This is a genomic window from uncultured Fibrobacter sp. (assembly GCF_900316465.1).
Taxonomy (GTDB): Bacteria; Fibrobacterota; Fibrobacteria; order Fibrobacterales; family Fibrobacteraceae; genus Fibrobacter.
In genome coordinates, this window is record NZ_ONDD01000003.1 from 57,864 (window position 1) to 81,269 (window position 23,406).

Below are 23,406 nucleotides of genomic sequence, written 5' to 3' on the forward strand. Positions count from 1 at the left end.
AAAACTGTTTGAAGACGAAGGCACGTCGGCTTTCATTACGAATGTACTCGTTCCTGTCGTGAAGGCTATCGGTAACCACAACGCACTCATGACCTGGGAAGTGTTCAACGAACCCGAAGGCATGACAAGTGTAGGCTGGACCACCAAGAAACTCGACAAGGCTGTGCTGCAGAAGTTCACGAACAAGATTGCTGCGGCAATCCATACCACAAACCCGGAACTGCTCGTTTCTACGGGTAGCGTGAATATCCAGTATCAGAGCTGGTGGAACGATTCCGAACTCATTGCTGCCGGTGGCGAAGCGAACGGTACGCTCGACTTTTTTCAGACGCATTACTATCCGTACTACCAGAACGATGCCGTGTCTCCGTTCGTGAATACGGCAGCCCAGATGGCGACGACGTACAAGTACGACAACAAGCCCATGATTATCGGCGAATTCCCGGCAAGCGGCTGGAAGGGCAATACCTATACCGCAAGCATGGCTGCCAAGACCCAGATTTCGACCGAAGAATGCTACCGCAAGGCCTTTGACGGTGGCTACGCAGGCGCACTTGCCTGGCAGTACATTGGCGACAAGACCGAATCGAACTTTGGCGGTTACACTTACACCATTGATCCGGCTCTCGATGCCATGAAATCTCTCGCCGCTACTGAAGAAGCTTCTATCAAGATCAAGGATGTCGCCATCAGTCAAGAAAGTGGCGATGGCAAGATGTCGGTCACTTACGGCGGTGACAACGCCCAGATCGAATACCAGAAAACCTGGGATTTGAGCAAGGCCAATACGTTCACGTTCGAGGCCACCAACAAGGGTGAAAGCGATGCCCAGTTGCACTTGATTTTCAAGCTGACGGATGCTTGGACCTGGACCCCGGTGAATGATGACGACGGCGCATGTGTCGTGCCTGCGGGTGAATCCGTGACTTGCTCTTACGACATTTCCAGCTTTACCGATCGCAACAAGACCTTGAGCGTCGTTATCGCCAACTACGCTGCAGGCTACACCGGCACCATCCTCTACGACAACTTCAAAGCGGGCGACCAGGTTCTCTGGGACTTTAACGAAGACAAGTACGACGCCTTCAGCCGCGGTTTCGAGAACACCGAAGAGATGATTCCCGAAATCAAAATCGTGTTCGAGGATCCTTCGGGAATCTGTATGCGTCCGCACGTTGCAGGTGCCAAGGCTTTGCGTGTAAGTGGCGGCATGCTCACTCTTTCGGTGGGTCGCACACAAGGCGTGACGGCGGAACTCTTCGATGTCACGGGCCACAAGGTTGCAACGCTTCACAAGGGTACGCTTTCTGCAGGCACTCACCAGTTCAAGGTGAATGCGGCTGCGGGTACATACTTTGTGAAGGTCGCTGGCCAGGGAATCAACCTGACTCAGAAAGTGATGCTGAAATAAGAATTATAAACACGAAGTCGTTTACTTTAAGGCTTTATCCTTTGAGATAAGGCCTTTTTTAATTACATTTACCTTGTATAATATAAGGAGGATGATTATGCTCAAAAGGGCGTGTTTGCTTTTGATTGCGTTTTCTTGTGCCGTTTTCGCAGCAGATTTGGGAACTGCCGAAAATCCGTTGACCATTGATAACGAAAATGACTTGGTTTTGCTGATGGTGCGACGGACCTGTATTTTAAACTTGTCCGCGATTTGGACTTGAGTACAGTTTGCGGAAAGAATGTCGGAAACTGGACTCCGATTGGCTCCATGGAACATCCGTTCAAGGGCAACTTTGACGGCGACGGCAAGACGATTGACTATCTGTATATCGATGAAGATTTGCCGGAACGCGGTGATACGGAAGTAGGCTATTATGGCTTGTTTGGCGTGATGGAAACTGAATATGAGTCAACGACAGAAGTTAAAAATCTGACCATCGGCGAAAATTCCCACATTTATTCAGAAAGGGAAGGCCAAGTAGGGGCTGTTGTTGGGCATGCTGGTTTTAATGTGATTATCGCTAATTGTAAAAACAAGGGCAGTGTGCATGGCAGGATTGCTGCGGGTGGCATTGTCGGTTTTGCAGGGAATGCTGCTCTCTCCGACGGAGTGCGTATCAAGAATTGCGTGAATGAAGGCTATGTCGATGCTATGCTCAAGGCAGGTGGCATTGTGGGGGCTGTCAATGGATTTGGAGTGCATATCGATAGCTGTACAAATTTGGGTGGCGTCTATGCGTCCGATACTGCTGCAGGAATCGTTGCGGCTGATTACAGTTCAATAATGACTTCCGCCAAGTTGAATTACTTGATTAATAAGGGCAACGTGAGCTCGGGTAAAATTTCGGGTGGTATCATTGCTGTTACAGCAGATGGTGGAGCCTCCATTACGAATAGTTTTAATTCTGGTCACGTGCAGGCATCGACTTCGGCCGCAGGCATTGTAGGTCATTGGAAATCGATGATGAACCCGCAGACCATTTTAACATGCGTAAATTCGGGCAGCGTTTTTGCTGGGACTAATGCGGGAGGCATCGTTGGGTTTGTCGCAGAATCTTCTCCTGGTTATATGAAGATTTCCCAATCGCTTAACTTGGGTGTAATCAATGCTGGTGACTATGCCGGTGGAATTGTCGGAAACAACAATAACGGCGCGTTTTATGCAGACCATAATATGAATGCCGGCGCAATCGGCTTTGGTTATGCGGGTGGAATCGCGGGCCGGGTGAAAACAGATGCTGCTGAAAATATCGCTGCAAACTTAAGCATTGCCGCTCCCGATACGTTTGCAATCTATGATAGCGTCATGTCGCATTTTGAAGAGGATTGCCTGTATCCAGTTGATGTGGCGCATGCCTATGTGACAGACAGCTTGATTTCGGGAAAGACAGTAGCTGCTCTGGGCGATTCCCTTTGGGTGTATAAGGAAGGCTACTATCCGCAAATCAAGACCCTTGCCGAAAACCCGATGAAAGAAATCCGCGACGCTCAACAGGTGGCCTCTACTCCGGTGCGCTTGGGCCTTGGCGATGACGTCGCACACATCTCGAAAAACATAAGCTATACGACTAAGGATGCCGCAGGGAATGCAGTCGATGTCTATAGTGCCCGCGGGAACATCTCATTCGTGAACGATTCTGTTGCAACGCCTTATTCCCTGGGAACGGATACCCTTTATGTGCTTAATGAAAATGCAACGAAAAAAATCATCGTGAATGTTTCTGCGACAAATGATTTGGGTACGCTTGAAAACCCGCTCACGATTTCTTCAGTGGAAGAACTGTTGCAGTTCAGAAAGGCTCTTGCCGATACGACTAAATACAAGGGCGTTCTAATGGATGATGCGGGTGCGCGTCTCGCGTTCAAGATTACCAAAGATCTGGACTTGAGTTCTGTCTGTGGCCCCAGCAAAGGCAACTGGACTCCTATCAAGAATTTCTTGGGTAAACTCAATGGCGCAAATCACAAGATTTCGAATCTCTATATTGATATCGAAGATTCCCTTTCTCAAGTGAGTGGAGGTCTTTTCGAAACGATTATCGCTGCCGATACGGCCATTGTTGAAAATCTGGTGCTTGAAAATGTCCATATTCGGCTTGCGGGAGGTCGTTCTGCAGGCGCAATTGCTGGTTATATGGGCGGTAACGTGGGCATTATTCGCAACAATACGTTGGATGGAACCGTTTACAGCGATGGAACGGTTGGTGGTCTTGTTGCTTCAACAGGATTAAACGATTTCTTCTTGCAGAACAATTTGGTAGAGGGCTCTGTCGAAGTCGTTCGTGCGGACAGCACCAAGTCTCAAGGGGCCGTCGGAGGAATGATTGGGTTTACGAACGGTTTAAAAGCATCTGTTACAGGTAATGTGAACCGGGCTAATATTAAGGGAACATATGTTGATGCAATGAGCGGTATTCTGGGTGTTGTGTATGCGCAGTCCACTATTGAAAATAATATAAACGAGGGAAATCTGACGGGTGTCGCAGGGGCGTATCTTGGTGGCATCGCTGGCGAAATCACTTCGTCTGTCAGATTCGTAGATAACCATAATAAGGGCGATATCAAGGTCGATAGTTACGCAGAGTATGTTTGTATGGGTGGTACAGTAGGTTTCCTGGCTGAAATCTATTCAAATGATGGTGTGGTAGAAAATAATTCCAATACCGGTAATATTGATGTTAGCTTGTATGCGTACTTGTATGACAAATATGTAGGAGGTGTGTTTGGCAGATATATACATACGAAAGCATCTGACCTTGTGAATAAAGGTGATGTCTCTGCACTGGTATTAGCTGCAAGTACAGTCAAAGTGGGCGGCGTCATCGGAAGCGCAGACTATACGGATTCCGTTTCGCTTGCATCGATTGTGAATGAAGGCGCCGTCGAAGTGAATATCGATACATCTGAGGTTGGCGCCTATGTGGGTGGCGTTCTAGGTTATTCCAATTCCAAGTATGTAGAAATTCGGGATGCCTTAAACAAGGGAAGTGTTACTGTCGAAAGGAAAAGCTCTTCTTTAACAATTGTCGGTGGTGTTGCGGGTCTTTTGAGTCACAAGAATGCTCGTGTCGAAACCAGCTTTAATTACGGAGATGTAGATGTCCGTGGCGGCAACAATTTGAAAGTGGGTGGCATTGCGGGCTATTATGCCTCTTCGGATACCATTGCGGTGATGCAGAAATGCGGTAACGAGGGTAATCTTCATGCTGTCAAGACTGCCAAAAAAACAAGTGAAATGGATGTGGGAGGCCTTATTGGAGATGGCTGGTCCTTGCATATAAGCGATTCCTATAATTCGGGTAATGTCAATGCTGGGTATAGGATGGATTCTTTGGCGACGCCGAATAAGAATGCGTCTTCTGACTTCGTTGGCGGACTTGTTGGTGATGCGTATGATGGCGTCCCGAAAGGAATGAATTCTTTCTTTGAAATTGAAAGATCGATAAATATTGGTGATGTGTATTACGAATCGAGTGCTGATGTTGTATTCGCTGCCGGAATTGGCGGCATTGTGGGAAGCTCTCAACCTCAGGAGATGACTATAAAAAACGTGGCAAACTATGGCTCTGTTTCTTCGAATAAGTCGGAGACATTGCTTTGGATAGGCGGCGTTGTCGGTTATTCGCTTTATACCTTGACGATGAAAAATATCGTGAATGGAGGCGCCCTTTCTTTTGATGCCGATGTAAAGAATTCTTCTAGCGGAAGCCTTGTTGGATGGAACGCCAGCTCGACTCCTTATTCGGTAAGTTCTGCATTCCTCCATGGTTATGAGCATCTTGAAAATCCGGAGCGCTACCATGCCGAAAATTGGGATAGTACCGTTGTCGATTTGCAGTGGGCTCGCCTTGATACCAATGAAGCGTATACAAGGCGCTTGACTGCAGAACTTACTGCAGATTCTTTACCCTCGGTGTTGAATGCCGAAAACTGGATTCAGGTGGAAGGTTATTATCCGCAGCTGAAGGCATTTGCAGAGTCTCCGGTAGAAGCGATTCGCAAGATTAGCGCACTTGGTGCAACGCCTGCTTATTTAAAAACCGGAAAAGAAGACTACGAACATGCCGATTTAGTCTGGAGTCCGTTTGCAGTTGCTACGAAGAATGCCCTTGGCGAAACGGCGGTTTGGACATCGAACGTGTCGCAGGTAGTGTTGAATGCCGATACCGTTTCTTTCAAGGCCCTGGATCGTGACACGGTTACGGTGTTGACCGTTACTGCAGATGGCTACAAAAAGTCGGTTTGGGTTTCTTTGATGTCCCTCTTCAAAAAGAACCTGGATTTCTCGAAGGTGAAATGGGACTATACGGCGCCCTTCACTTACGATGGAAAGGCTAAGGCTGTTTCTTTGAGTGGCCTTCCGGAACAGGTAAAGGCAACTTACAGCAATGACAGTGCAACGGTTCCTGGAACGTATGTTGCCCGCGTGACATTGCAATACGATACTGCCCTGTACAATGCGCCGGTCTTCACGGATAGCCTAAAGTGGACCATCAACAAGGATACGCTGGATCTTTCGAAGATCGTGTGGAGTAAGACTGTAGAATTTGAATTTGATTCTACGGAACATTCCGTAAAGCTTGAAAACGTTCCGGAAAAAGTTGCGGTCGACTATGCCGATGCCTCGCAGACTAAGCCGGGCGAATACCATGCAATGGCCGTACTCCGTTACGATACCACGCTGTATGTGGGTAAGGGTTACAAGTATTCCACGCTCGTCTGGAAGATTACTGAAAGTTCCACGAAGGTTGTTGCTGCAATCACCGCCCCGAACAGCGTGAACCTTGTGCGCCACGGTACAGGAGCTTGGGCGCTTGAATTTACGCAGAATGTTCCTGCAAATGCCCGCGTCTCTGTAGTCGGCATTGACGGCAAGAAAATTTCGGCAAAGATAGTGCGTGGCGCCCAAAGTATTGCCTTGCAGGGTATGCCCGCAAACGGCATCGCCCTTGTCCGAGTCGCTTACCCGGGCATGTCGAAGATGTTCAAGATTAATCTTCGCTAAGTAATCTATTGCGTCACTCGAATGTAGTCGACCAGCATTTCGTTCGGGAATTGCGAGTCGTCTACTTCGAATCCGGGCCAGTTGCCTGCAACGGCGACATTCAAGATAAAGAAGAACGGCTTGTGGAATTCTTCGGTGTCGCCTTCATTATTTTCAATTAAAATCTCGTGGTACATAAAGTCATCCACAAACATGCGGATGTATTTTTTGTCCCATGTGAATTTGTAATTGTGGAATTGCGTGACGTCGAGTTCGAATTTTTGGTCGCGGTAGTTGCCGGTGTTGTTGCCGTAGGTTGCATACTCGCTGCCATTTGCCCAATGGTTGGTGCCGTAGACGATATTTTCGCTGTTCACCGTTTCGATGATGTCGATTTCGCCGCAGGCAGGCCAGCTTACGGCATCGATGTTTTGGCCGAGTAGCCAGAAGGCGGGCCAAATGCCCTTGCCTACGGGGAGCGCGATGCGCGCTTCGACGGTGCCGTAGGTGAAGCTGAACTTGCCTTTGGTGATTAGGCGGGCCGAGGTGTACTTGGAACCTTCGAAGTCTTCTTTGTTGGCGCGAATGTGCAAGATGCCATCTTGCACGTAGGCGTTTTCTTTGCGGTCGGTGTAGTATTCCCATTCGTTGTTGCCCCAGCCGCTGGCACCGGTGCCGATTTCAAAAGTCCATTTTTCGGAGTCTATGTTGTCGACGTCAAATTCGTCGTGCCAGAGGTATTGGCTGTCGCTTGAAAGGTTCCCGCTGGAACAGCTTGCGACGTCACTTGTGCTGCTCGTGACATCGCTTGAGCTGTTGGCGGCCTCGCTGGAGCTGCTTGCGATGTTCCCGGTTTCACTGGAACTGCTCGCGTTTTCGCTAGAACTGCTTACGGCATCGCCAGAACTGCTTATGTCTGCTGCGGAAGACGTTGCTGCAGAGGAGTTTGGAGTCTCGCTGGAATAGCCTTTGTCGCCGGAGGCGTTGTCTGATGACGAGGACACGGTTGGCGGGACATCTGCGGAAGATGAGGTCGGTTCAGCAACCGGGGACTCTCCGGAGGGGGTGGTCTGCTCGCTTATTTCGGCGTTTTCGGCATTGGAAGAGGAATCCGAGGAGCAGGCTGCCGTGAAAAGGGCGACTCCTGCGCAGAGGGAAAAAAGGCTGAAAAAGGGGAATTTCATGTCTTAATTATATAAAAAATCGCCATTTTACGCCAAAACGTGAGTATTTCGTCATATTTGTGGAATATTTTTTTAAGAAATCGTCGAAAAGGCCGTATTCTAATATATATTTACGAAGTGTAAAGAGGATTTAACATGTTGGTTTCGCAAAAAAAGACGGTCTTGATCGTAGACGATGACCGAATGAATTTAAAGTTCGCCGAGCACATGCTCAGTTCGACGTATGACGTCGTGATGGCGAACTCTTACGAGGATGCGTTGGACTACCTGTCAAAGGAGTTGCCTGCGCTTGCCCTTTTGGATGTTCACATGCCGGGCAAGAACGGCTTCGAATTGCTGGCCGAGATTCGTAAGATCAAACATTGCAACGAGTTACCGGTGGTGTTCTTGACCGCGGACAGCGACCGGGAGACCGAGGTCCGGGTGTTTCAGGAAGGTGGCCTCGACTATATCCAAAAGCCCCTGGTGCCCGAAGTGGTGCTTGAGCGAATCAAGCGAATTCTCTCGCTTCGCGAATTGCAGGTCAACCTTGAAAGCGAAGTGGAACGCCGTACCGAAGAACTCGAAGAAAGCCGTCGCAAACTTCAAGTTCTTTCTTTGCAGGTGGTCAAGACGCTTGCTTCGGCGATTGATGCCAAGGACCGCTACACGAACGGTCATTCGAGCCGCGTGGCTAAGTACAGCAAGGAAATTGCTCGCCGCGCGGGCAAGCCTGTGGAATTCCAGGATGAAATCTATTTCATTGCCCTGCTGCACGATATCGGGAAAATTGGTATTCCGGACAATATCTTGAACAAGAATTCCAAGCTCACGGACGAAGAATACGAAACGATTAAACAGCACCCGAGTATCGGGGTTGAAATTCTGAAGAATATCACCGAGATGCCCAAAATCGAGATCGGTGCGCATTACCACCATGAACGTTTCGACGGAAAGGGTTACCCGGAAGGGCTTGCCGGTTATGGCATTCCTGAAATTGGCCGCATTATCGCCGTGGCCGACGCCTACGATGCCATGACGAGCCGCCGTAGTTACCGTTCGGCCTTGCCGCAAGAAACGGTTCGCAGTGAAATTGTTCGCGGTCGCGGTCTGCAGTTCGATCCGGACTTCGCCGATATCATGCTTCAGATGATTGACGAAGACGTGAATTATACCATGCGCGACGATAGACTTGTCTGATGAGCGGGGTGGATCGATGCGGACTATTGTGCCTAACGACATCTTTGATGAAAACGATCGTCGCGTTTTGCAAACCCTGACACGCGTCATGCGTTGGCTATGGGCGATGTTTCCGTTAATCTATTTCGGAAATATTATTCATTTGTTTAAAATCGACTATTGCGAACTGACGATTTTGACAGCAATCGCTTTCGTGATTCTGTGGTTCCCGACATTTATTGAGCGCATGGGAGCTCCGCTCGTAGTGCGTCGGTATTTTTGCGTGCTCGGTATGGGGTGCATTATTGCAACGCTTGCGACGAACGAAAACATTGGCGTTTACATGACCTATTCTCTTGCCATGGTCACGAGTCTGTTGTTTTTCAACGCTGCCTTTACCCTTAAAATTTCGATATTCAGTTACATCTTGATTGTGGTATCCCTTTACTTTAGGGCTCCCGGTGCCAACCATGGAGAATTTTCTTCGGATACGTTCTGGTGGATTTCTCGTTCGGCGGGCTTTTTGATTGAAGCGATTACCATGACATTTTTGTGCATTACCATTGCAAAACTCACGCACCGCTTGCTTGAAAATTTGGATAATGCCCGCAAAGAAGCCCAACATTCCGACGAACTCCGTAAGGCTTGGGCCGAAGCCGAAGAAGCCCGCAAGAATGCAGAATCGGCGAACATGGCCAAGAGCTTTTTCCTTGCCAACATGAGCCACGAAATCCGCACGCCGATCAACGGCATCTTGGGAATGAATGCCATGCTCCTGAAGGAATGCAAGGATTCTTCGCTGCTTGAATATGCCCAAAATATCCAGAATGCGGGCCACACGCTTTTGTCGTTAGTGAACGATGTCTTGGACATAACCAAGATTGAATCGGGCAAGATGGAACTTTTTGTCGAAGAGTACGACTTGTTCGCGGTGCTGAATGATTGCTACTGCGTCGCTAATCCGCGTGCGCAAAGTAAGGGGCTGGAATTCAATATCAACGTGAATCCGAAAACACCGGCGCTCTTGGAAGGCGACGATGTGCGTCTCCGCCAGATTGTAAATAACTTGCTTTCGAACGCAATCAAGTACACGCCGAAGGGTACGGTGGACTTGCTGGTGGATTTCAAGACGCTGCCAGAGGAGAATGCTGCTAAACGTATTGAACTCGTGATTATCGTGGCCGATACGGGTATTGGCATTCGCTCTGATGACCGTGAAAAATTGTTCCAGAGCTTTGAACGAATCGATTTGGAACGCAACCGGAATATCGAAGGCACGGGACTTGGGCTGAACTTAACGAAAAAATTGGTCGAGATGATGAAGGGCCGCGTGCTAGTGAAAAGCGTCTACGGTTCCGGCTCGGTATTCGAAGTCCATATTCCGCAGCCCGTCAAGAGTGATGAAGTTATTGGCAACTTTATTGAACGTCATAAGGAATTTATTTCGTTTGATTCCGCAGACAAAAAGTTCAAGGCGAAAAAAGCCCGGTTGCTCGTGGTTGACGATGTCGTCATGAACCTGAAGGTGGTTTGCGGACTCCTCAAGGAAACGGAGATAAAAATCGATACGGCGACCAATGGTGAAGAAGCCCTTTCGCTTGTTGAAGAAAATCATTATGACTTGATTCTTTTGGACCACATGATGCCCGTGATGGATGGCATTGAAACCTTGCAATGCATGAAGGACATAAAGGGCTTTGATATTCGGAAGACACCCGTGGTCATGCTTACGGCCAATGCCGTGGTGGGCGCCAAAGATGCTTATATGCAGGCGGGCTTTACCGACTACATTACCAAACCGATTCGTGAAAAAACATTGCTTTCGGTGGTGAAAAAACTTTTGTCGCCTGAGCTTATCGAAGATGTTCACGCTGTCGAAAAGAACCTGGCGAAACAGGCCTCGTCTTCGATGGGTGCGCTATCGGAATTCCTGAATACGGAAACGGGGCTTGGCTACTGCATGAACGACGAATCCTTTTATCGTGAAATGCTTGCCGAATACGTGAAGAATGATCGTCGCGATGAATTGGAAAAATCCTTGGCAAGTAATGACCTTGAATGTTACCGGATTACAATCCATTCCCTGAAAAGCACATCGTTGACAATTGGGGCGGTGGCCTTGTCCGAATCGGCCAAGGCGCTAGAAACGGCTTGTAAAGAAGGCAACGTGGATTATGTGCGCGCACAGCACGAAAAGTGCATGACTGATTATAAAACGATTCTAGAAAAATTGTCCGTTTATCTTGCAGCAGGGGAGTCGTAACATGAAACTGGTTTATATTGTTCCCTCGCTAATCCTTGCTGTGATTATAGCGGGATTGCTCACATTCAATGTGAAAAAGAAGAATACGGACATTACCCGCGAAAAGACAAGAGTCGCCATGATTATGAACGGCTCTATCGAAGATCATAGCTGGGGGCAGTCGCATTATGAGGGAATGCGAAAGACCGCTAAGGAGTTGAATCTGGACGTCATGTTCCGCGAAAGGATTCCGGCAGATAGAACTTCTGAAGAAGTGATGGAAGGCCTCATTGCCGCAGGCGCAAAGATTATCGTGGCGAATTCTTTCCAGTTGGGGCCTTACGTTCAAAATGTGGCTGTCAAGCACCCGGATGTAAAGTTTTTCCATGCGTCCGGCTTGTCGTATTCCAGGAATATGGCGACGTATTTTGGCCGAATTTACCAGATGCGTTACCTTTCGGGCATTGTTGCCGGTATGCAGACAAAAACGGGTAACATTGGTTATGTGGCGGCGTTCGATATTCCCGAGGTGATTCGTGGAATAAACGCTTTTACCTTGGGCGTGAAAAAGGCGAACCCGGATGCGAACGTGATTGTTCGCTGGACAAAATCCTGGAACGAGGACAAGGCCTGTGCTAGGGCGACCCGTACCCTTTTGGCTCATCACGATTCCATTGATGTGCTTACCTTGCATACAGACAGTCAGGAACCCTTACGTATTGCAGATTCTCTTGGAATCTGGCTGGTGGGTTATAACTTGGACAATGCGGATTTGTATCCGGAACATTTCTTGACGGCTCCCGTGTGGCGCTGGGAAAATTTCTATACGCCGCACATTCTCGAGGTTCTCAAACAAAAATTTGTAGGCCGAAATTATTGGAGTGGAGCCAATTCGGGCGTGGTTGACTTGGCCCCGCTAACAAACCATGTGGCGCCGGAGGCTGTTGAACTTGTGGAGAGTGAACGCGAAAAAATTCAGAACGGTTCTTTTGATGTTTTTTACGGACCCATCGAAGATGATGCCGGAACAATTCGCATTAATGAAGGCGAAAGTATGTCTGACAGCGATATGCTGAATAATTTCAACTGGTTCGTAAAGGGGGTAACGGTCGATGAAGAGTAAAGTGACTATGGGGGCGTTAACGGCAGTCGTCATCTTTTTTGCGCTGTTGTACGTGGTGTTTGCAAAAGTCGACAACGTGGAATCGGTCAAGAAGACCGAATCGCAAAAGCTCCGTGTCGGGTTTGTCCTTTTAAGCGATACGGCCGATAATGGCTGGAATGAAACTCATTACAAAGGGATTAGGGCTGCTTGCGATTCCCTTGGCGTGCAAAGGAACTTGGTGATTGATATTCCCGAGGAACGTATTCCCCTTGCGAATGCGGTGACCGGAATGATTGCCGATAGCTTGAAAGTCATTGTGCTTACGAGCTACAATTATCCGATTTTAATCAAGGATATTATTGAATCGCATCCGGAAGTGACATTCTATGGAATCAACTGGGAATACGATGCTCCCAACTATAAAGCCTATTTTGCCCGTATTTACCAGGCTCGATATCTTGCAGGAATTGTTGCGGGGGCCATGACCAAGACGAACCACGTGGGCTTTGTCGCTGCGATGAAGAATATCCAGGTTTATAGGGGCTTGAATGCGTTCATCTTGGGCGTGCAAAGCGTTAACCCGGAAGCGAAGGTGTATGTGCGCTGGACGAATTCCTGGAACGAAGGCGGAATGGAAACTGAAAACGCAAACAAGTTGATTGATAGTTCGGGTATCGATGTTATCGCGTTCCATCAAGACAGGGCCTTTATTATTGAAGTGGCCGAAAAGCGTGGGCTATATTGCATTGGAAACCATGTGGAAAATAACCGGTTCTCGCCTAGAATGCTTACCTCCATCGCTATCAACTGGGGCATTATTTACAAGGACTTTATTCAGGACTATATCCAGAAAAAGGATAACGAAAATATGGATTACTGGGTCGGACTAGAAAAAGATGCCGTAGGGCTTGCATTCTATTCTAGCGAAGTTCCTGATAGCGTGAAGATTCTGGTAAATGCGGCTGCCGAAAAAATCAAGGCAGGCTACAATGTTTTCTCGGGAAGGATTGAGGATGTCGAAGGAAAGATCCGTTCCGAAGAGGGCGAAACGATTAGTGACGAAGTTCTGCACAATGAAATGAATTGGCTTATAAAGGGTGCGATAGAACCATGATAAAAAAGATTGGGGTGCGTCCCTTAGTTGGTATTCTGTTTTTTGTTTTGATACTCCTTTTGGTTGGAGTTTTGCTGCGTGTCAAGTTTTCGAACCTGTTTGATAACTATGTCGAAAAGCAAGTGGCTTACCAAGCCGAAAGCTATGCCGCCGCGGCAGGAGAAAGGCTTGATCTTGAATTGAAATCTCTGGCAGGAATTTCTTCGGGAATTTCTGCGAATATGAGTCATTTTGAGCCGATGCTTGCAACGCTTGAAGACCCGAATGGCAATTATTACTATGGCGTGATAGCCTTGAACGGTAAAATTGTCTATAGTGGCGATACGACTCATATCGATGCTTCGCATTTTAAGGGTGTTTCGGAATCGTTCCATGGAGTAAAATCCATAAGCTATTCCAAGGGAATTGGCCTTATGTTTTCGGCTCCTGTGTACAGCGGGAAAAACATCAAGTATGTGCTGTTCCGCATGTACAAAGAAGATGCGGTTGTTAGAATTTTTGGCGTACAAAGCTATGGTGGCCGAGGCTACGCAACTTTAAGAGATGCGAGAGATTCTATTATCATTAAGTCTTCGAATGATTCGCTTGGAACAGATTTGCTGTGGGGAGAAGAAGGGTTCTTGGCGGTTCGCGATAAGTTGAGGGCTGGCTTGAATGTTTCTATTTCGGCGGCAACGCATTTGGATGTGCGTGGAGTGGAATACTATTACTTTATCGCAGAACTCAAGTTACCGGGAGTTGCCTTGACGGGCGTAGTGCCCGAAAGAGAGGTGGCGTCTGAAAAAGATGATATTTCATTCTTGATTATCTGGGTCTTTGGCCTTTTGATATTCATGTTTACGATTGCCATGCTTTATGTGGTTCTTTCTGAGAAGAAGGCTCGCGAAAACAAGGAATTGCTCCGTGAAAAAGAAAATGCCGAAAGCGCGAGCAAGGCGAAGAGTATTTTCCTTGCCAATATGAGCCATGAAATCCGTACGCCGATTAATGGAATCTTGGGAATGGATTCAATGCTTTTGAAGGAATGCAAGGATGAAAACTTGCGCGACTATGCCTTGAATATTCAAAGTGCTGGTCAAACGCTGCTTTCGCTCATTAATGATATTCTGGATATTTCCAAAATTGAATCGGGTAAAATGGAAATACTGCCCGTAACGTATAGCGTGTTTACGGTGCTGAATGACTGCTACAATATGGTGGCCATTCGCGCTCACGACAAGAATTTGGAACTGAAGATGGATATTTCGCCTGATATTCCGTCGGCCTTATTTGGCGATGAAGTCCGCATTAGGCAGGTGGTAAACAACTTGCTCTCGAATGCGGTCAAGTACACGAACGAAGGATCGGTGACGCTTTCCGTTTGGACAGAGAAAATCGATGTGGATCCGATGCAAGGAGACAATACCAGTCGAGTAGACCTCTTTATTCAAGTGAAGGATACGGGGATTGGTATTCGGGAAAGGGACCGTGAAAAATTGTTCAGGGACTTTGTCCGCCTTGACGAAAAACGTAACCGCAATATTGAAGGTACCGGTCTCGGCCTGAATTTGACCAAGCAGTTGGTTGATATGATGGGAGGCTTTATCAGCGTGGACAGCGTGTATGGCGAAGGCTCGACTTTTAAGGTTCACCTGAAACAACAGGTCAGCGACGAAACGCCCCTAGGTGATTTCGAAAAGCTTTATAAGCAACACGTGAACGTGGTGGATGCGGCGCACGAACGGTTCGAGGCGCCCGAGGCTAAAATCCTGGTGGTTGACGACGTGCAAATGAACCTGAAGGTGTTTGCGGGCCTCTTGAAGGATACCAAGATTCAAATCGACACGGCGATCAATGGCGCCGACGCCCTGGAACTCATTCAGAGCAAACGCTACGATGTCATTTTCTTGGATCACATGATGCCGGTCATGGACGGTATCGAAGCATTCCGCCGCATGAAGAAACTGGAAAAGAATCCGAACGTCATTACGCCGGTGGTGATGCTTACGGCAAATGCCGTTTCTGATGCCCGGAATGGTTATATGGATGAAGGCTTCTCGGATTACATGGCTAAGCCGATTCGCGAAGAGGTCTTGTTGGCGACGCTAAAAAAATTCTTGTCAAAGGATTTGGTCAAGGTTCTGCATGAAGAAAAGAGTGAAGAGAAAAATTGCGATTCTGCAGAAGCCGTTGATGCAATGCCTCAGGTCGATTTGTCCGAAATGCTGGATACGGCAACGGGTCTTGCTTATTGCATGAACGACAAGAAATTTTATAAAGAAATGCTTGACGAATATGTAAAGAGCGAAAAGACTTCGGAACTGAAAGAATACTTTGAAAAAGGGGACTTTGAATATTACCGCATTACGGTACACTCCATAAAAAGCACTTCTCTTACAATCGGTGCGGTTAAAGTTTATGAAGACGCCAAGGCACTGGAAATGGCCTGTAAAGAAGGCAACCTGGATTTCGTGAAACAGAACCATGAATTGTTCATGGAAGAATACAGGTCGCTTATCCGGGGAATTCAGGTGGGTTGTTCCAATTTGGGATAGGGGACGCAACTTCTGTACTTGCAAAAACGAATTTGTAGAGTTAAATTTCGTACAAAAGGAAGGTGTATATGAGAAAAATCCTCTATTTCGGCTTAATCGCCGCTTGTTCCCTGACCGCAAATGCTTTTGCTCAGGATTTCTGTAATACGACAACCCATAGCGGTGAATCCGTGGAAGTGTCTTCGAACAAGGTCGGTACTATCGGCGACGTTGGTTACGAACTTTGGAACGAAGGCGGCAATGGTGGTTCTGCGACGTTCTATTCCGACGGCTCCCTTAACTGCAAGATGACAGGTGCCAAGGACTACCTGTGCCGTACGGGTCTTGCTTTCAATAGCGATAAGACTCACGAAGAAATCGGTCACATGAAGGCGGACTTCAAGCTGGTCAAGAGCGGTCTTTCTGGAATCGACTATTCCTACATCGGCATTTATGGCTGGACCCGTGAACCTCTGGTGGAATGGTACATTGTGGATAACACTGGTAGCCAGTATATGCCGGGCGACTGGGTTGCCCAGGGAGCTTCTGCAAAGAATCATGGCGTATTTGAAATCGATGGTGCTCAGTATACGGTTTATGAAGGGGACCGCACCTCTTATTCCATCGATGGTGACAATAAATACTTTAAGCAGTATTTCAGCGTCCGTAAGTCAAAGCGCGATTGCGGTACCATCGACATTACCGCCCACTTCAAAAAGTGGGAAGAACTCGGCATGAAGATGGGTAAGATGCACGAAGCCAAGATCCTTGGCGAAGCCGGAAGCACTTCGGGCCCGAATGCCAAGGGCGAATACGACTTCCCCTATGCCAAGGTCTATATTGAAGGTGCGGAACAGTCCAGCTCTTCCGAAGAAGTTATCGAATCTAGTAGCTCGACCGAGGCTATCAAGAGCATTCGTTCTATGACTGTCGGTAGCAATACATCGCTCGTGTTTGACGCCCAGGGCAAGTTCCTCGGTTCTGTCGAAGCTGCTGACGCAGAATCCCTGAATGCAGCGATCAAGGCCAAGTACAATTCTGGCGTTTACATGGTAAAGCAGGGCCGCGCTGTCCGTAGCATCTCGGTGAAGTAATTCAGTTTGCTACAAGGCAAAAATTTAAAGTCTCTCCTTCGGGAGAGGCTTTTTTTTGTAATCTTGCTCGGCTTAATCTTGCGGGGCTTCGGGCGGGACTCGCGCGATCACGCCCACGGTGGCGCGTGTCGCCTTCACAAGGTCGGCGGGTGCAACTTTCAGTTGCAAGCCGCGCTCGCCTGCGCTCACGTAAATGTAGGGGAACTGCATGGCGGTTTCGTGAATGAAAATCGGGAAGTTCTTCTTGAGACCGAGGGGACTGCAACCGCCGCGGATGTAGCCGGTCAGCGGAGTCAAATCTTTAAGCGGGACGGTGTCAATTTTCTTGTTGCCGCTCACCTTGGCGGCGCCCTTCAAGTCCACTTCCAGGTTTCCCGGCACCACGCATACGAGGTAGCCGATCTTGTCGCCGTGAACAAGAATTGTCTTGAAAACTTGATTGATGTCTTCGCCGAGACTGTCGGCGACGTGCTGTGCGCCCAGGTCGTTTTCGTCGACCTTGTAGGGGATGAGCTCGTAAGAAATTTTCTGGCGGTCTAAAATTCTCGCCGCATTCGTCTTCTTGATTTCCATAGCCCAAATATAGACAATGCGTGAGCCGAGCAACCATAAAAGAAAGGTCGCGATAGAAATCGCGACCTAATCTCTCGTCTGTAGCGAACGCAGTGAGCGTTCTCTAGTCTCTCGTCTAAACTACAGCTTGATGCTGCAGCCCTTGGCGTTCCAGATTTCTTCGGCGTACTGCTTGATGGTACGGTCGGAACTGAACTTGCCCATGCGAGCGACGTTGAGGATTGCCTTTTCTGCCCAAGTCTTCTTGTCCAAGTATTCCTCGGCGACCTTCTTCTGCATGTCAATGTAGCTGCGGAAGTCTGCGCAGAGCAGGTAGGTGTCGTTGGTGAGGAGCTTTTCGGCAATGTGCTTGAACAGGTCCGGACGATCCGGGCTGAAGAAGCCAGAAGCGATCAGGTCGATCACGCGGCGGAGATCGTCGTCGTGTTCGTAGAAGTCGCGCGGACGATAACCCTTGGCAAGGAGATCAGTCACTTCTTCCACAGTGAGGCCGAAGATGAAGATATTGTCGTCGCCGACTTCTTCCTTCATTTCAACGTTAGCGCCGTCGAGCGTGCCGATGGTGAGTGCACCGTTCAAGGCGAACTTCATGTTGCCGGTACCGGAAGCTTCGGTGCCTGCGGTCGAAATCTGTTCGGAGAGGTCTGCGGCCGGAATAATCTTTTCGGCGAAAGACACGCGGTAGTTTTCGAGGAATACCATCTTGAGCTTGCCCTTGCAGACCGGGTCAGCGTCGATGATTGCGGCCACGGCGTTAGCGAGGCGGATGATCTGCTTTGCCATCCAGTAACCCGGAGCGGCCTTACCACCGATCATGATGGTACGCGGCATGATTTCCTTGCCGTCCTTCAGCTGGATGTACAGGTGAATGGCATGCAGAATGTTCAGGAGCTGGCGCTTGTATTCGTGGATACGCTTGACCTGCACGTCGAAGAACGTGTTCACGTCGACATCGACGCCCTGCGTTGCCTTGAGGTACTTGGCGAGGCGTTCCTTGTTCTGCTTCTTGACAGCCATGAATTCCTTCTGGAACTTGGCGTCCTTCGCAAACTTTTCGAGCTTCTTGAGTTCGTCGAGGTCCTTGACCCAGCCTTCGCCGATCTTGGAGGTGATGAGTTCGGACATAGCCGGGTTAGCCTTGCGGACCCAGCGACGCGGCGTCACGCCGTTCGTCTTGTTGTTGAACTTTTCAGGCCACAGTTCGTAGAAGTCCTTGAAGAGCGTGGTCTTCAGGAGGTCGGAGTGGAGTGCTGCCACACCGTTCACGGCAAACGAACCCACGATGGAGAGGTAAGCCATGCGAACCATCTTGCAGCCGCCTTCTTCGATGAGGCTCATGCGGGCGAGGCGAGCATTGTCGCCGGGCCACTTGAGGGACACCTGACGGAGGAAACGGGCGTTGATTTCGTAAATGATTTGGAGGTGACGCGGCAACAGCTTTTCGAAGAGGCTGACCGGCCACTTTTCGAGAGCTTCGGGCATCAAGGTGTGGTTCGTGTAGGCAAACGTGTGCGTCACGATTTCCCATGCATCGTCCCATTCCAGGTTTTCTTCGTCGAGGAGGATACGCATCATTTCGGCGATAGAGATTGCCGGGTGCGTGTCGTTCAACTGGATGGCGACCTTTTCAGGGAACACCTTCCATTCGCCTTCGTGGAGCTTCTTGAAGCGGCGGATGATGTCCTGCAGAGATGCAGAGCAGAGGAAGTACTGCTGTTTGAGGCGCAGTTCCTTACCGTTCATGGAAGCGTCGTTCGGGTAGAGCACCTTGGAAATGGTTTCGGAAAGTTCCATGTCCTGCACAGCGGCGATGTAGTCACCGTTGTTGAAGTAGCTAAGGCCGAAGTCGTCGGTGGACTTAGCGCTCCAGAGGCGCAGGTTGTTCACGGTGTTGTTCTTGTAACCCGGAATCGGAGTGTCGTAGGGGAGTGCGAGCACGTAGTCCTTGGTTTCCCAACGGTTGCGGAGCTTGCCCTTTTCGTCCATCCAGCTGACCACGTAGCCGTACATGGGCACCTTGACTTCGTTCGACGGACGGGCGATTTCCCACGGGTTGGTGAGGCGCAGCCAGTTATCCGGCTGTTCTTCCTGTTCGCCGTTCACAATCTTCTGGCTGAACATACCGTATTCATAGCGAATACCCATACCGGTAGCCGGGAGTTCGAGAGTTGCCATGGAATCGAGGAAGCAAGCGGCCAAGCGGCCGAGGCCACCGTTACCGAGGCCGGCGTCGACTTCCTGTTCGCGGAGTTCTTCGAGAGTCATGCCGAGTTCGTCAAGAGCTTCGGTCACGGCGCTTTCGACGTCGAGGTTCAGAACGGAGTTGCCGAGGGTACGGCCAATCAAAAATTCGAGGGACAAGTAATAGACGCGCTTCACGTCTTTCTGGTAGTAGGTTTCCTGGGTCTTGATCCAGCGGTCAACCAAGCGGTCGCGTACGGCGTAAGCGACGGCCAGGAACTTTTCGTGGTCCGTCACGGTCGCGCTGTTACGGGCGAGCGTATGATGAATGTGGTCGGTAAATGCTTTGCGGAAAGATTCGGCATCGTTTCCGAGCACGGTCACTTCTTCAGCTTTTTTGAATGATTTTGCCATAAGACAATCCCATGGGTTAGGTTTAAAATTATACGTCATTAAGTTTAGAAATATTTACGGGTTTTGTGCGGAGCAAATAGTTAAATTAGGGGGATAGATAATAAACCAGAGGAAAAAACGATGAATATGAAAAAGTTTGTAGCCCGCAAGGCTTTCCCCGTGATTTGCGCCGCTTTTATTTCTGTTGTTATTGCTGGCTGTGGTGACGATTCTTCCAATTCTGCAAAGGCTCCTGTTGATACGACTCCGGTGGTAAATCCGACTGATTCGTCCACGACAACTCCTGTTACAGATCCTGTAACAGACCCGGCTACAAACCCGACAACGGACCCCTCGACTGAGCCGGTTACCAATCCGGAAAACCCGACTAAGGATTCTACGGTTGTGGATACGACTGTCAAGGACCCGGTGGTGAATCCGGATACTTCGACGACTCCGGGGGAACCTGCCACGAAGGTTTCTGTCAATCGCGATCCGGCTGTTGCCAATTTGGCCGTGGTTCCCGACTCTAACGGATTCTACGATGTCGGTGATATTTACAAGGCCGTGCCTGCTGAAAGCAAGATTGTCTTTGTACTTCGTCATGCCGAACGTGAATCGGGCTTGGGTAAAGAATCTCCGCTGACCGAAGTTGGCGTGCAGCAAGCGCTTGACGTGGGTGCAAAATTGGCTAGTGATGAATCCTTCTATTTTGCTTCTACGGATTTCTTGCGCACTCGCACTACCGCTGAAAAAATTGCAGAAGGTCATGGACAACTTGCTGCTGTAGTGGAAGCCCGAGATGACATTATTTACGGTAGTTACTTCTTGACGGTTCCGTCCGATACGCTTGATGCCTTGGTGTCTAAGCGCGGCGGCTCTTTCCGTTATGTTTCACAGTGGGCGTATGACCAGCCGTTTACCAACAACTATGCAATTCAGCATGGCGTGGCAACGTATTTCTACGACCTGTTCGAACGCGGTGACCAGTTTATCAACGAAGTTGTTCTGGCAAACCTTCCGAGCTGGAAGCGCGTGAATGTGCTTATTACCCACGACTTGCTTACGGAACCTTTGGCTGTCTACGCGTCTAACCGTACGGTTGACCTCAAAACTTACGAAAGCTTCCGTTGGATCAATTACGTCGCAGGCATTGCTGTTGTTGTCGATGCCTCGGGCTTGGTCACGGTATTGCCTGCCAAGGGCGTGGATCTCGGCTTCCTGAATACCAAGGAAGCTTACGGCGATAAGTAATACACGTTTATTATGAAAGTTGCTGTTCTTGGTTCTACCGGACTTGTCGGCAAAAATGTTTTGAAACTGCTCGCACGCCTCCCGCAGGTTGTGCGAGTTTTTTGCCCTGTACGAAATGTGCCGGATTTAAAGGATCTTGGGATTCTGGAAGGGACGATCAAGATTGACTTTAAGCAAGTGGATTTTGAACAAGATAACGATGCGACGCGGCTTTTTTTCTATGCGGGTTTTACCGGTTGCGACGCGGTGGTGTGTTGCCTGGGAACTACTCGAAAGCAGGCGGGAAGCAAGGCTGCTCAAGAAAAAATTGACGTGAGGCTTCCGCTCATGCTTGCGGCAATTGCGAAAAAGGCTGGCGTAAAGAATTTCTTGTGCGTAAGCGCGATGGGTGCCGACAGTCACTCGCCCTATTTTTACAACCGCTTAAAAGGCCAACTTGAAGAAGGCCTCGACATGATTGGTTTTGAAACGCTGACGCTCGTGCGTCCTTCGCTTTTGCTTGGCAAACACAAGGACAGACGCTTTGGCGAAGAGCTTTTGCAAAAGACTATCGGGGCTCATCCCGAATGGATTCCGGCTTATGTGCGACCGGTGCATGCCGAAACGGTGGCGGCTCATTTGGTGACTTCGCTCCTGAAACCACCTACGGACCACGTATGCGCGACTGACGGAAGAGTCGGCAAGCGGATTATCTATAACCGCGTGCTCGCCCAGACGAAAGTGGATGACTTGTTTTGACTATTTGAACTTCCAGAACTTGTACAAGAACTTGGTTGTTTTAATGGGCGTCTTGAGGAAGGCGCTCTTCTTGTATCCGCTAAGGGCGAAGCCTTGCAGTACCTTGTAAAGTTCGATTTGGTCTGCACGGTTGATAGCGAGCAGGAACCTGCGGAACTTGTATTCAAAGTCATGCATCTTGCCGAAATAGCCGTAGCAGCGTTTTTCGTATTGCTTGAGGAATTCTTTCGAAAGATTGCCAGCCTTAAGACCTTGGTCTACGTATTCGGCGCAGAATCTGCCTGCCCTCATTGCGGAAGCAATGCCACCACCCGTGAGCGGGTTGGTGTGGTGGGCGGCGTCGCCCACGAGGGCAAAGCGGTCAAGCGTGTAATCCTTGAGGACGCTCGAAACAGGAATCACGCCTCCGACGGTATGATTGATCTTTGCGCCCGGGAAAAGCTTTTCGAGCCATTCCATCGTAACTTCCAGAATGTTCTGCCTGTTCTTGTTTGTAATCAAGAAGCCTGCACCGAAATTCGTGACGTTCGATTTCTGCTTCGGGAAACTCCAGATGTAGCCGTCGTTAATATAGTCGTGACCTTGCCAGAACGTCAGGTAGTCGGGCTTGGTCAAGAGGCCTTGCACCTGGATATCGACGCCGGTACAGGTTTGCATCACTTTCTGACCGCAGTCGAGACCGACGATACGTCCGATACGGCTTTCGACACCGTCGGCGGCAATGACCATCTTTGCAAAAATTTCTTGGGTGCTTGTTTCGGTGACTGATCCGTTTCCGTCGCCGCTTCCGAGTACGACTCGAACCATGCGTTCGTCGCCTTCGACATCGCTTACGAATTCGGCACGGGCGCATGTTTCTACCTGGGCGCCATCGTCGGCGGCAAGCTTTGCAAGCCAGGGGTCAAAGATTTCTCGGTTGAGCATGATGCCGGTGGCGGGCTTCGGAACTTCGATGTTCACGCCGGCAGGGCCATAAATGTAGAGCCCGTTAATAATGCTTTCGATGCAGCTGTCGTCAATCGGACCGTAAGTCTTCAAGTCGGCAAGCGTCGTGCTCGCTTCGCCACAGCGTACGGGGTAGCCGATTTTTTCGCGCTTTTCGAGCAACAGGACCTTGTGGCCTGCACGGGCCAAGTTGCGGGCGGCAACACAACCGCCGGGGCCGGCACCAATGACAACGACATCGTAACGGGAATCAAGCATCGTCCACCTCCACGATTTTCAGTGCGCCAACAGGGCATGTCCTGGAGCAAATGCCGCACTTGATGCATTTTTCGTGATCAATCTGCAAGTCGAGCCCGTACATATCGAGCGCCATCTTGGGGCATGTCCCCACGCAGCCTGCACAGGCGAGGCAAATTTTTCTGTCGTGAACGAGAGTCTTCATTATGTGAGAATATAGCAAAAGAAGAATAATTCGG

The 23,406-nt window shown here is 49.3% G+C and carries 15 protein-coding genes; 10 read left to right on the forward strand and 5 right to left on the reverse strand.

The genetic code is table 11. The features are described 5' to 3' along the window. Positions 1-1,411: T9SS type A sorting domain-containing protein (locus QZN53_RS01800; RefSeq protein ID WP_163437045.1), on the forward strand; the 1,411-nt coding region annotated here is incomplete at its 5' end. A gap of 252 nt (positions 1,412-1,663) precedes the next feature. Beyond that, on the forward strand, positions 1,664-6,457 hold the full coding sequence (locus tag QZN53_RS01805) for a hypothetical protein (protein WP_163437047.1): 4,794 nt from the start codon (positions 1,664-1,666) through the stop codon (positions 6,455-6,457). A gap of 5 nt (positions 6,458-6,462) precedes the next feature. On the opposite strand, the gene QZN53_RS01810 is transcribed toward QZN53_RS01805, so the two are convergent. After that, positions 6,463-7,620: a glycoside hydrolase family 16 protein gene (locus QZN53_RS01810; RefSeq protein WP_294651141.1), complete on the reverse strand. Its 1,158-nt coding sequence runs from the start codon at positions 7,618-7,620 to the stop codon at positions 6,463-6,465. Positions 7,621-7,755: 135 nt separating this feature from the next. On the opposite strand from QZN53_RS01810, the gene QZN53_RS01815 reads away from it, so the two are divergent. From QZN53_RS01815 to QZN53_RS01840, 6 genes are all read left to right on the forward strand, one after another. Next, complete coding sequence (locus QZN53_RS01815; protein WP_163437049.1) at positions 7,756-8,799, forward strand: HD domain-containing phosphohydrolase; 1,044 nt, start codon at positions 7,756-7,758, stop codon at positions 8,797-8,799. Positions 8,800-8,941: 142 nt separating this feature from the next. After that, complete coding sequence (locus QZN53_RS01820; protein WP_163437050.1) at positions 8,942-11,041, forward strand: ATP-binding protein; 2,100 nt, start codon at positions 8,942-8,944, stop codon at positions 11,039-11,041. Between the two features lies 1 nt (position 11,042). Then, the gene (locus tag QZN53_RS01825) at positions 11,043-12,143 is read left to right on the forward strand and encodes a BMP family ABC transporter substrate-binding protein (RefSeq protein ID WP_163437052.1); all 1,101 of its coding nucleotides are present in this window, start codon (positions 11,043-11,045) and stop codon (positions 12,141-12,143) included. Then, entirely contained in the window at positions 12,133-13,239 is a 1,107-nt protein-coding gene (locus QZN53_RS01830; RefSeq protein ID WP_163437054.1) for a BMP family ABC transporter substrate-binding protein, read from the forward strand. Before QZN53_RS01825 ends, QZN53_RS01830 begins: the two co-directional genes overlap by 11 nt. 71 nt (positions 13,240-13,310) lie before the next feature. Further along, the gene (locus QZN53_RS01835) at positions 13,311-15,773 is read left to right on the forward strand and encodes an ATP-binding protein (RefSeq protein ID WP_163437056.1); all 2,463 of its coding nucleotides are present in this window, start codon (positions 13,311-13,313) and stop codon (positions 15,771-15,773) included. Positions 15,774-15,841: 68 nt separating this feature from the next. Beyond that, positions 15,842-16,846: a glycoside hydrolase family 11 protein gene (locus QZN53_RS01840; protein ID WP_163437058.1), complete on the forward strand. Its 1,005-nt coding sequence runs from the start codon at positions 15,842-15,844 to the stop codon at positions 16,844-16,846. Between the two features lie 72 nt (positions 16,847-16,918). Here QZN53_RS01840 and ybaK read toward each other — a convergent pair whose 3' ends face one another. Both ybaK and QZN53_RS01850 read right to left on the reverse strand, forming a co-directional pair. Further along, positions 16,919-17,419 carry a Cys-tRNA(Pro) deacylase gene (gene ybaK, locus QZN53_RS01845; protein ID WP_163437060.1) on the reverse strand — a complete coding sequence of 167 codons (501 nt, stop codon included), beginning with the start codon at positions 17,417-17,419 and terminating at the stop codon, positions 16,919-16,921. Between the two features lie 120 nt (positions 17,420-17,539). Continuing rightward, the gene (locus QZN53_RS01850) at positions 17,540-20,014 is read right to left on the reverse strand and encodes a glycogen/starch/alpha-glucan phosphorylase (RefSeq protein WP_088627153.1); all 2,475 of its coding nucleotides are present in this window, start codon (positions 20,012-20,014) and stop codon (positions 17,540-17,542) included. A gap of 120 nt (positions 20,015-20,134) precedes the next feature. On the opposite strand from QZN53_RS01850, the gene QZN53_RS01855 reads away from it, so the two are divergent. Together QZN53_RS01855 and QZN53_RS01860 are read left to right on the forward strand one after the other, a co-directional pair. Further along, positions 20,135-21,247, forward strand: a complete 1,113-nt coding sequence (locus QZN53_RS01855; RefSeq protein ID WP_205428109.1) for a histidine phosphatase family protein — start codon at positions 20,135-20,137, stop codon at positions 21,245-21,247. Between the two features lie 12 nt (positions 21,248-21,259). Then, on the forward strand, positions 21,260-21,985 hold the full coding sequence (locus QZN53_RS01860) for an NAD(P)H-binding protein (RefSeq protein ID WP_163437063.1): 726 nt from the start codon (positions 21,260-21,262) through the stop codon (positions 21,983-21,985). On the opposite strand, the gene QZN53_RS01865 is transcribed toward QZN53_RS01860, so the two are convergent. Further along, complete coding sequence (locus tag QZN53_RS01865) at positions 21,986-23,188, reverse strand: NAD(P)/FAD-dependent oxidoreductase (protein ID WP_163437065.1); 1,203 nt, start codon at positions 23,186-23,188, stop codon at positions 21,986-21,988. Continuing rightward, a complete protein-coding gene (locus tag QZN53_RS01870; protein WP_163437067.1) occupies positions 23,181-23,372 on the reverse strand; it encodes a 4Fe-4S binding protein in 192 nt (63 codons plus the stop codon). The genes QZN53_RS01865 and QZN53_RS01870 overlap by 8 nt, the downstream gene beginning before the upstream one ends. Positions 23,373-23,406: the final 34 nt, after the last annotated feature.

What these genes read in the sequence shown, in the direction of transcription:
- QZN53_RS01810 (WP_294651141.1), bottom strand. Translation starts at nt 7,620, where the DNA reads ATGAAATTCCCCTTTTTCAGCCTTTTTTCCCTCTGCGCAGGAGTCGCC.
- QZN53_RS01815 (WP_163437049.1), top strand. Translation starts at nt 7,756, where the DNA reads ATGTTGGTTTCGCAAAAAAAGACGGTCTTGATCGTAGACGATGACCGA.
- QZN53_RS01825 (WP_163437052.1), top strand. Translation starts at nt 11,043, where the DNA reads ATGAAACTGGTTTATATTGTTCCCTCGCTAATCCTTGCTGTGATTATA.
- QZN53_RS01830 (WP_163437054.1), top strand. Translation starts at nt 12,133, where the DNA reads ATGAAGAGTAAAGTGACTATGGGGGCGTTAACGGCAGTCGTCATCTTT.
- QZN53_RS01840 (WP_163437058.1), top strand. Translation starts at nt 15,842, where the DNA reads ATGAGAAAAATCCTCTATTTCGGCTTAATCGCCGCTTGTTCCCTGACC.
- ybaK (WP_163437060.1), bottom strand. Translation starts at nt 17,419, where the DNA reads ATGGAAATCAAGAAGACGAATGCGGCGAGAATTTTAGACCGCCAGAAA.
- QZN53_RS01850 (WP_088627153.1), bottom strand. Translation starts at nt 20,014, where the DNA reads ATGGCAAAATCATTCAAAAAAGCTGAAGAAGTGACCGTGCTCGGAAAC.
- QZN53_RS01855 (WP_205428109.1), top strand. Translation starts at nt 20,135, where the DNA reads ATGAATATGAAAAAGTTTGTAGCCCGCAAGGCTTTCCCCGTGATTTGC.
- QZN53_RS01860 (WP_163437063.1), top strand. Translation starts at nt 21,260, where the DNA reads ATGAAAGTTGCTGTTCTTGGTTCTACCGGACTTGTCGGCAAAAATGTT.
- QZN53_RS01865 (WP_163437065.1), bottom strand. Translation starts at nt 23,188, where the DNA reads ATGCTTGATTCCCGTTACGATGTCGTTGTCATTGGTGCCGGCCCCGGC.
- QZN53_RS01870 (WP_163437067.1), bottom strand. Translation starts at nt 23,372, where the DNA reads ATGAAGACTCTCGTTCACGACAGAAAAATTTGCCTCGCCTGTGCAGGC.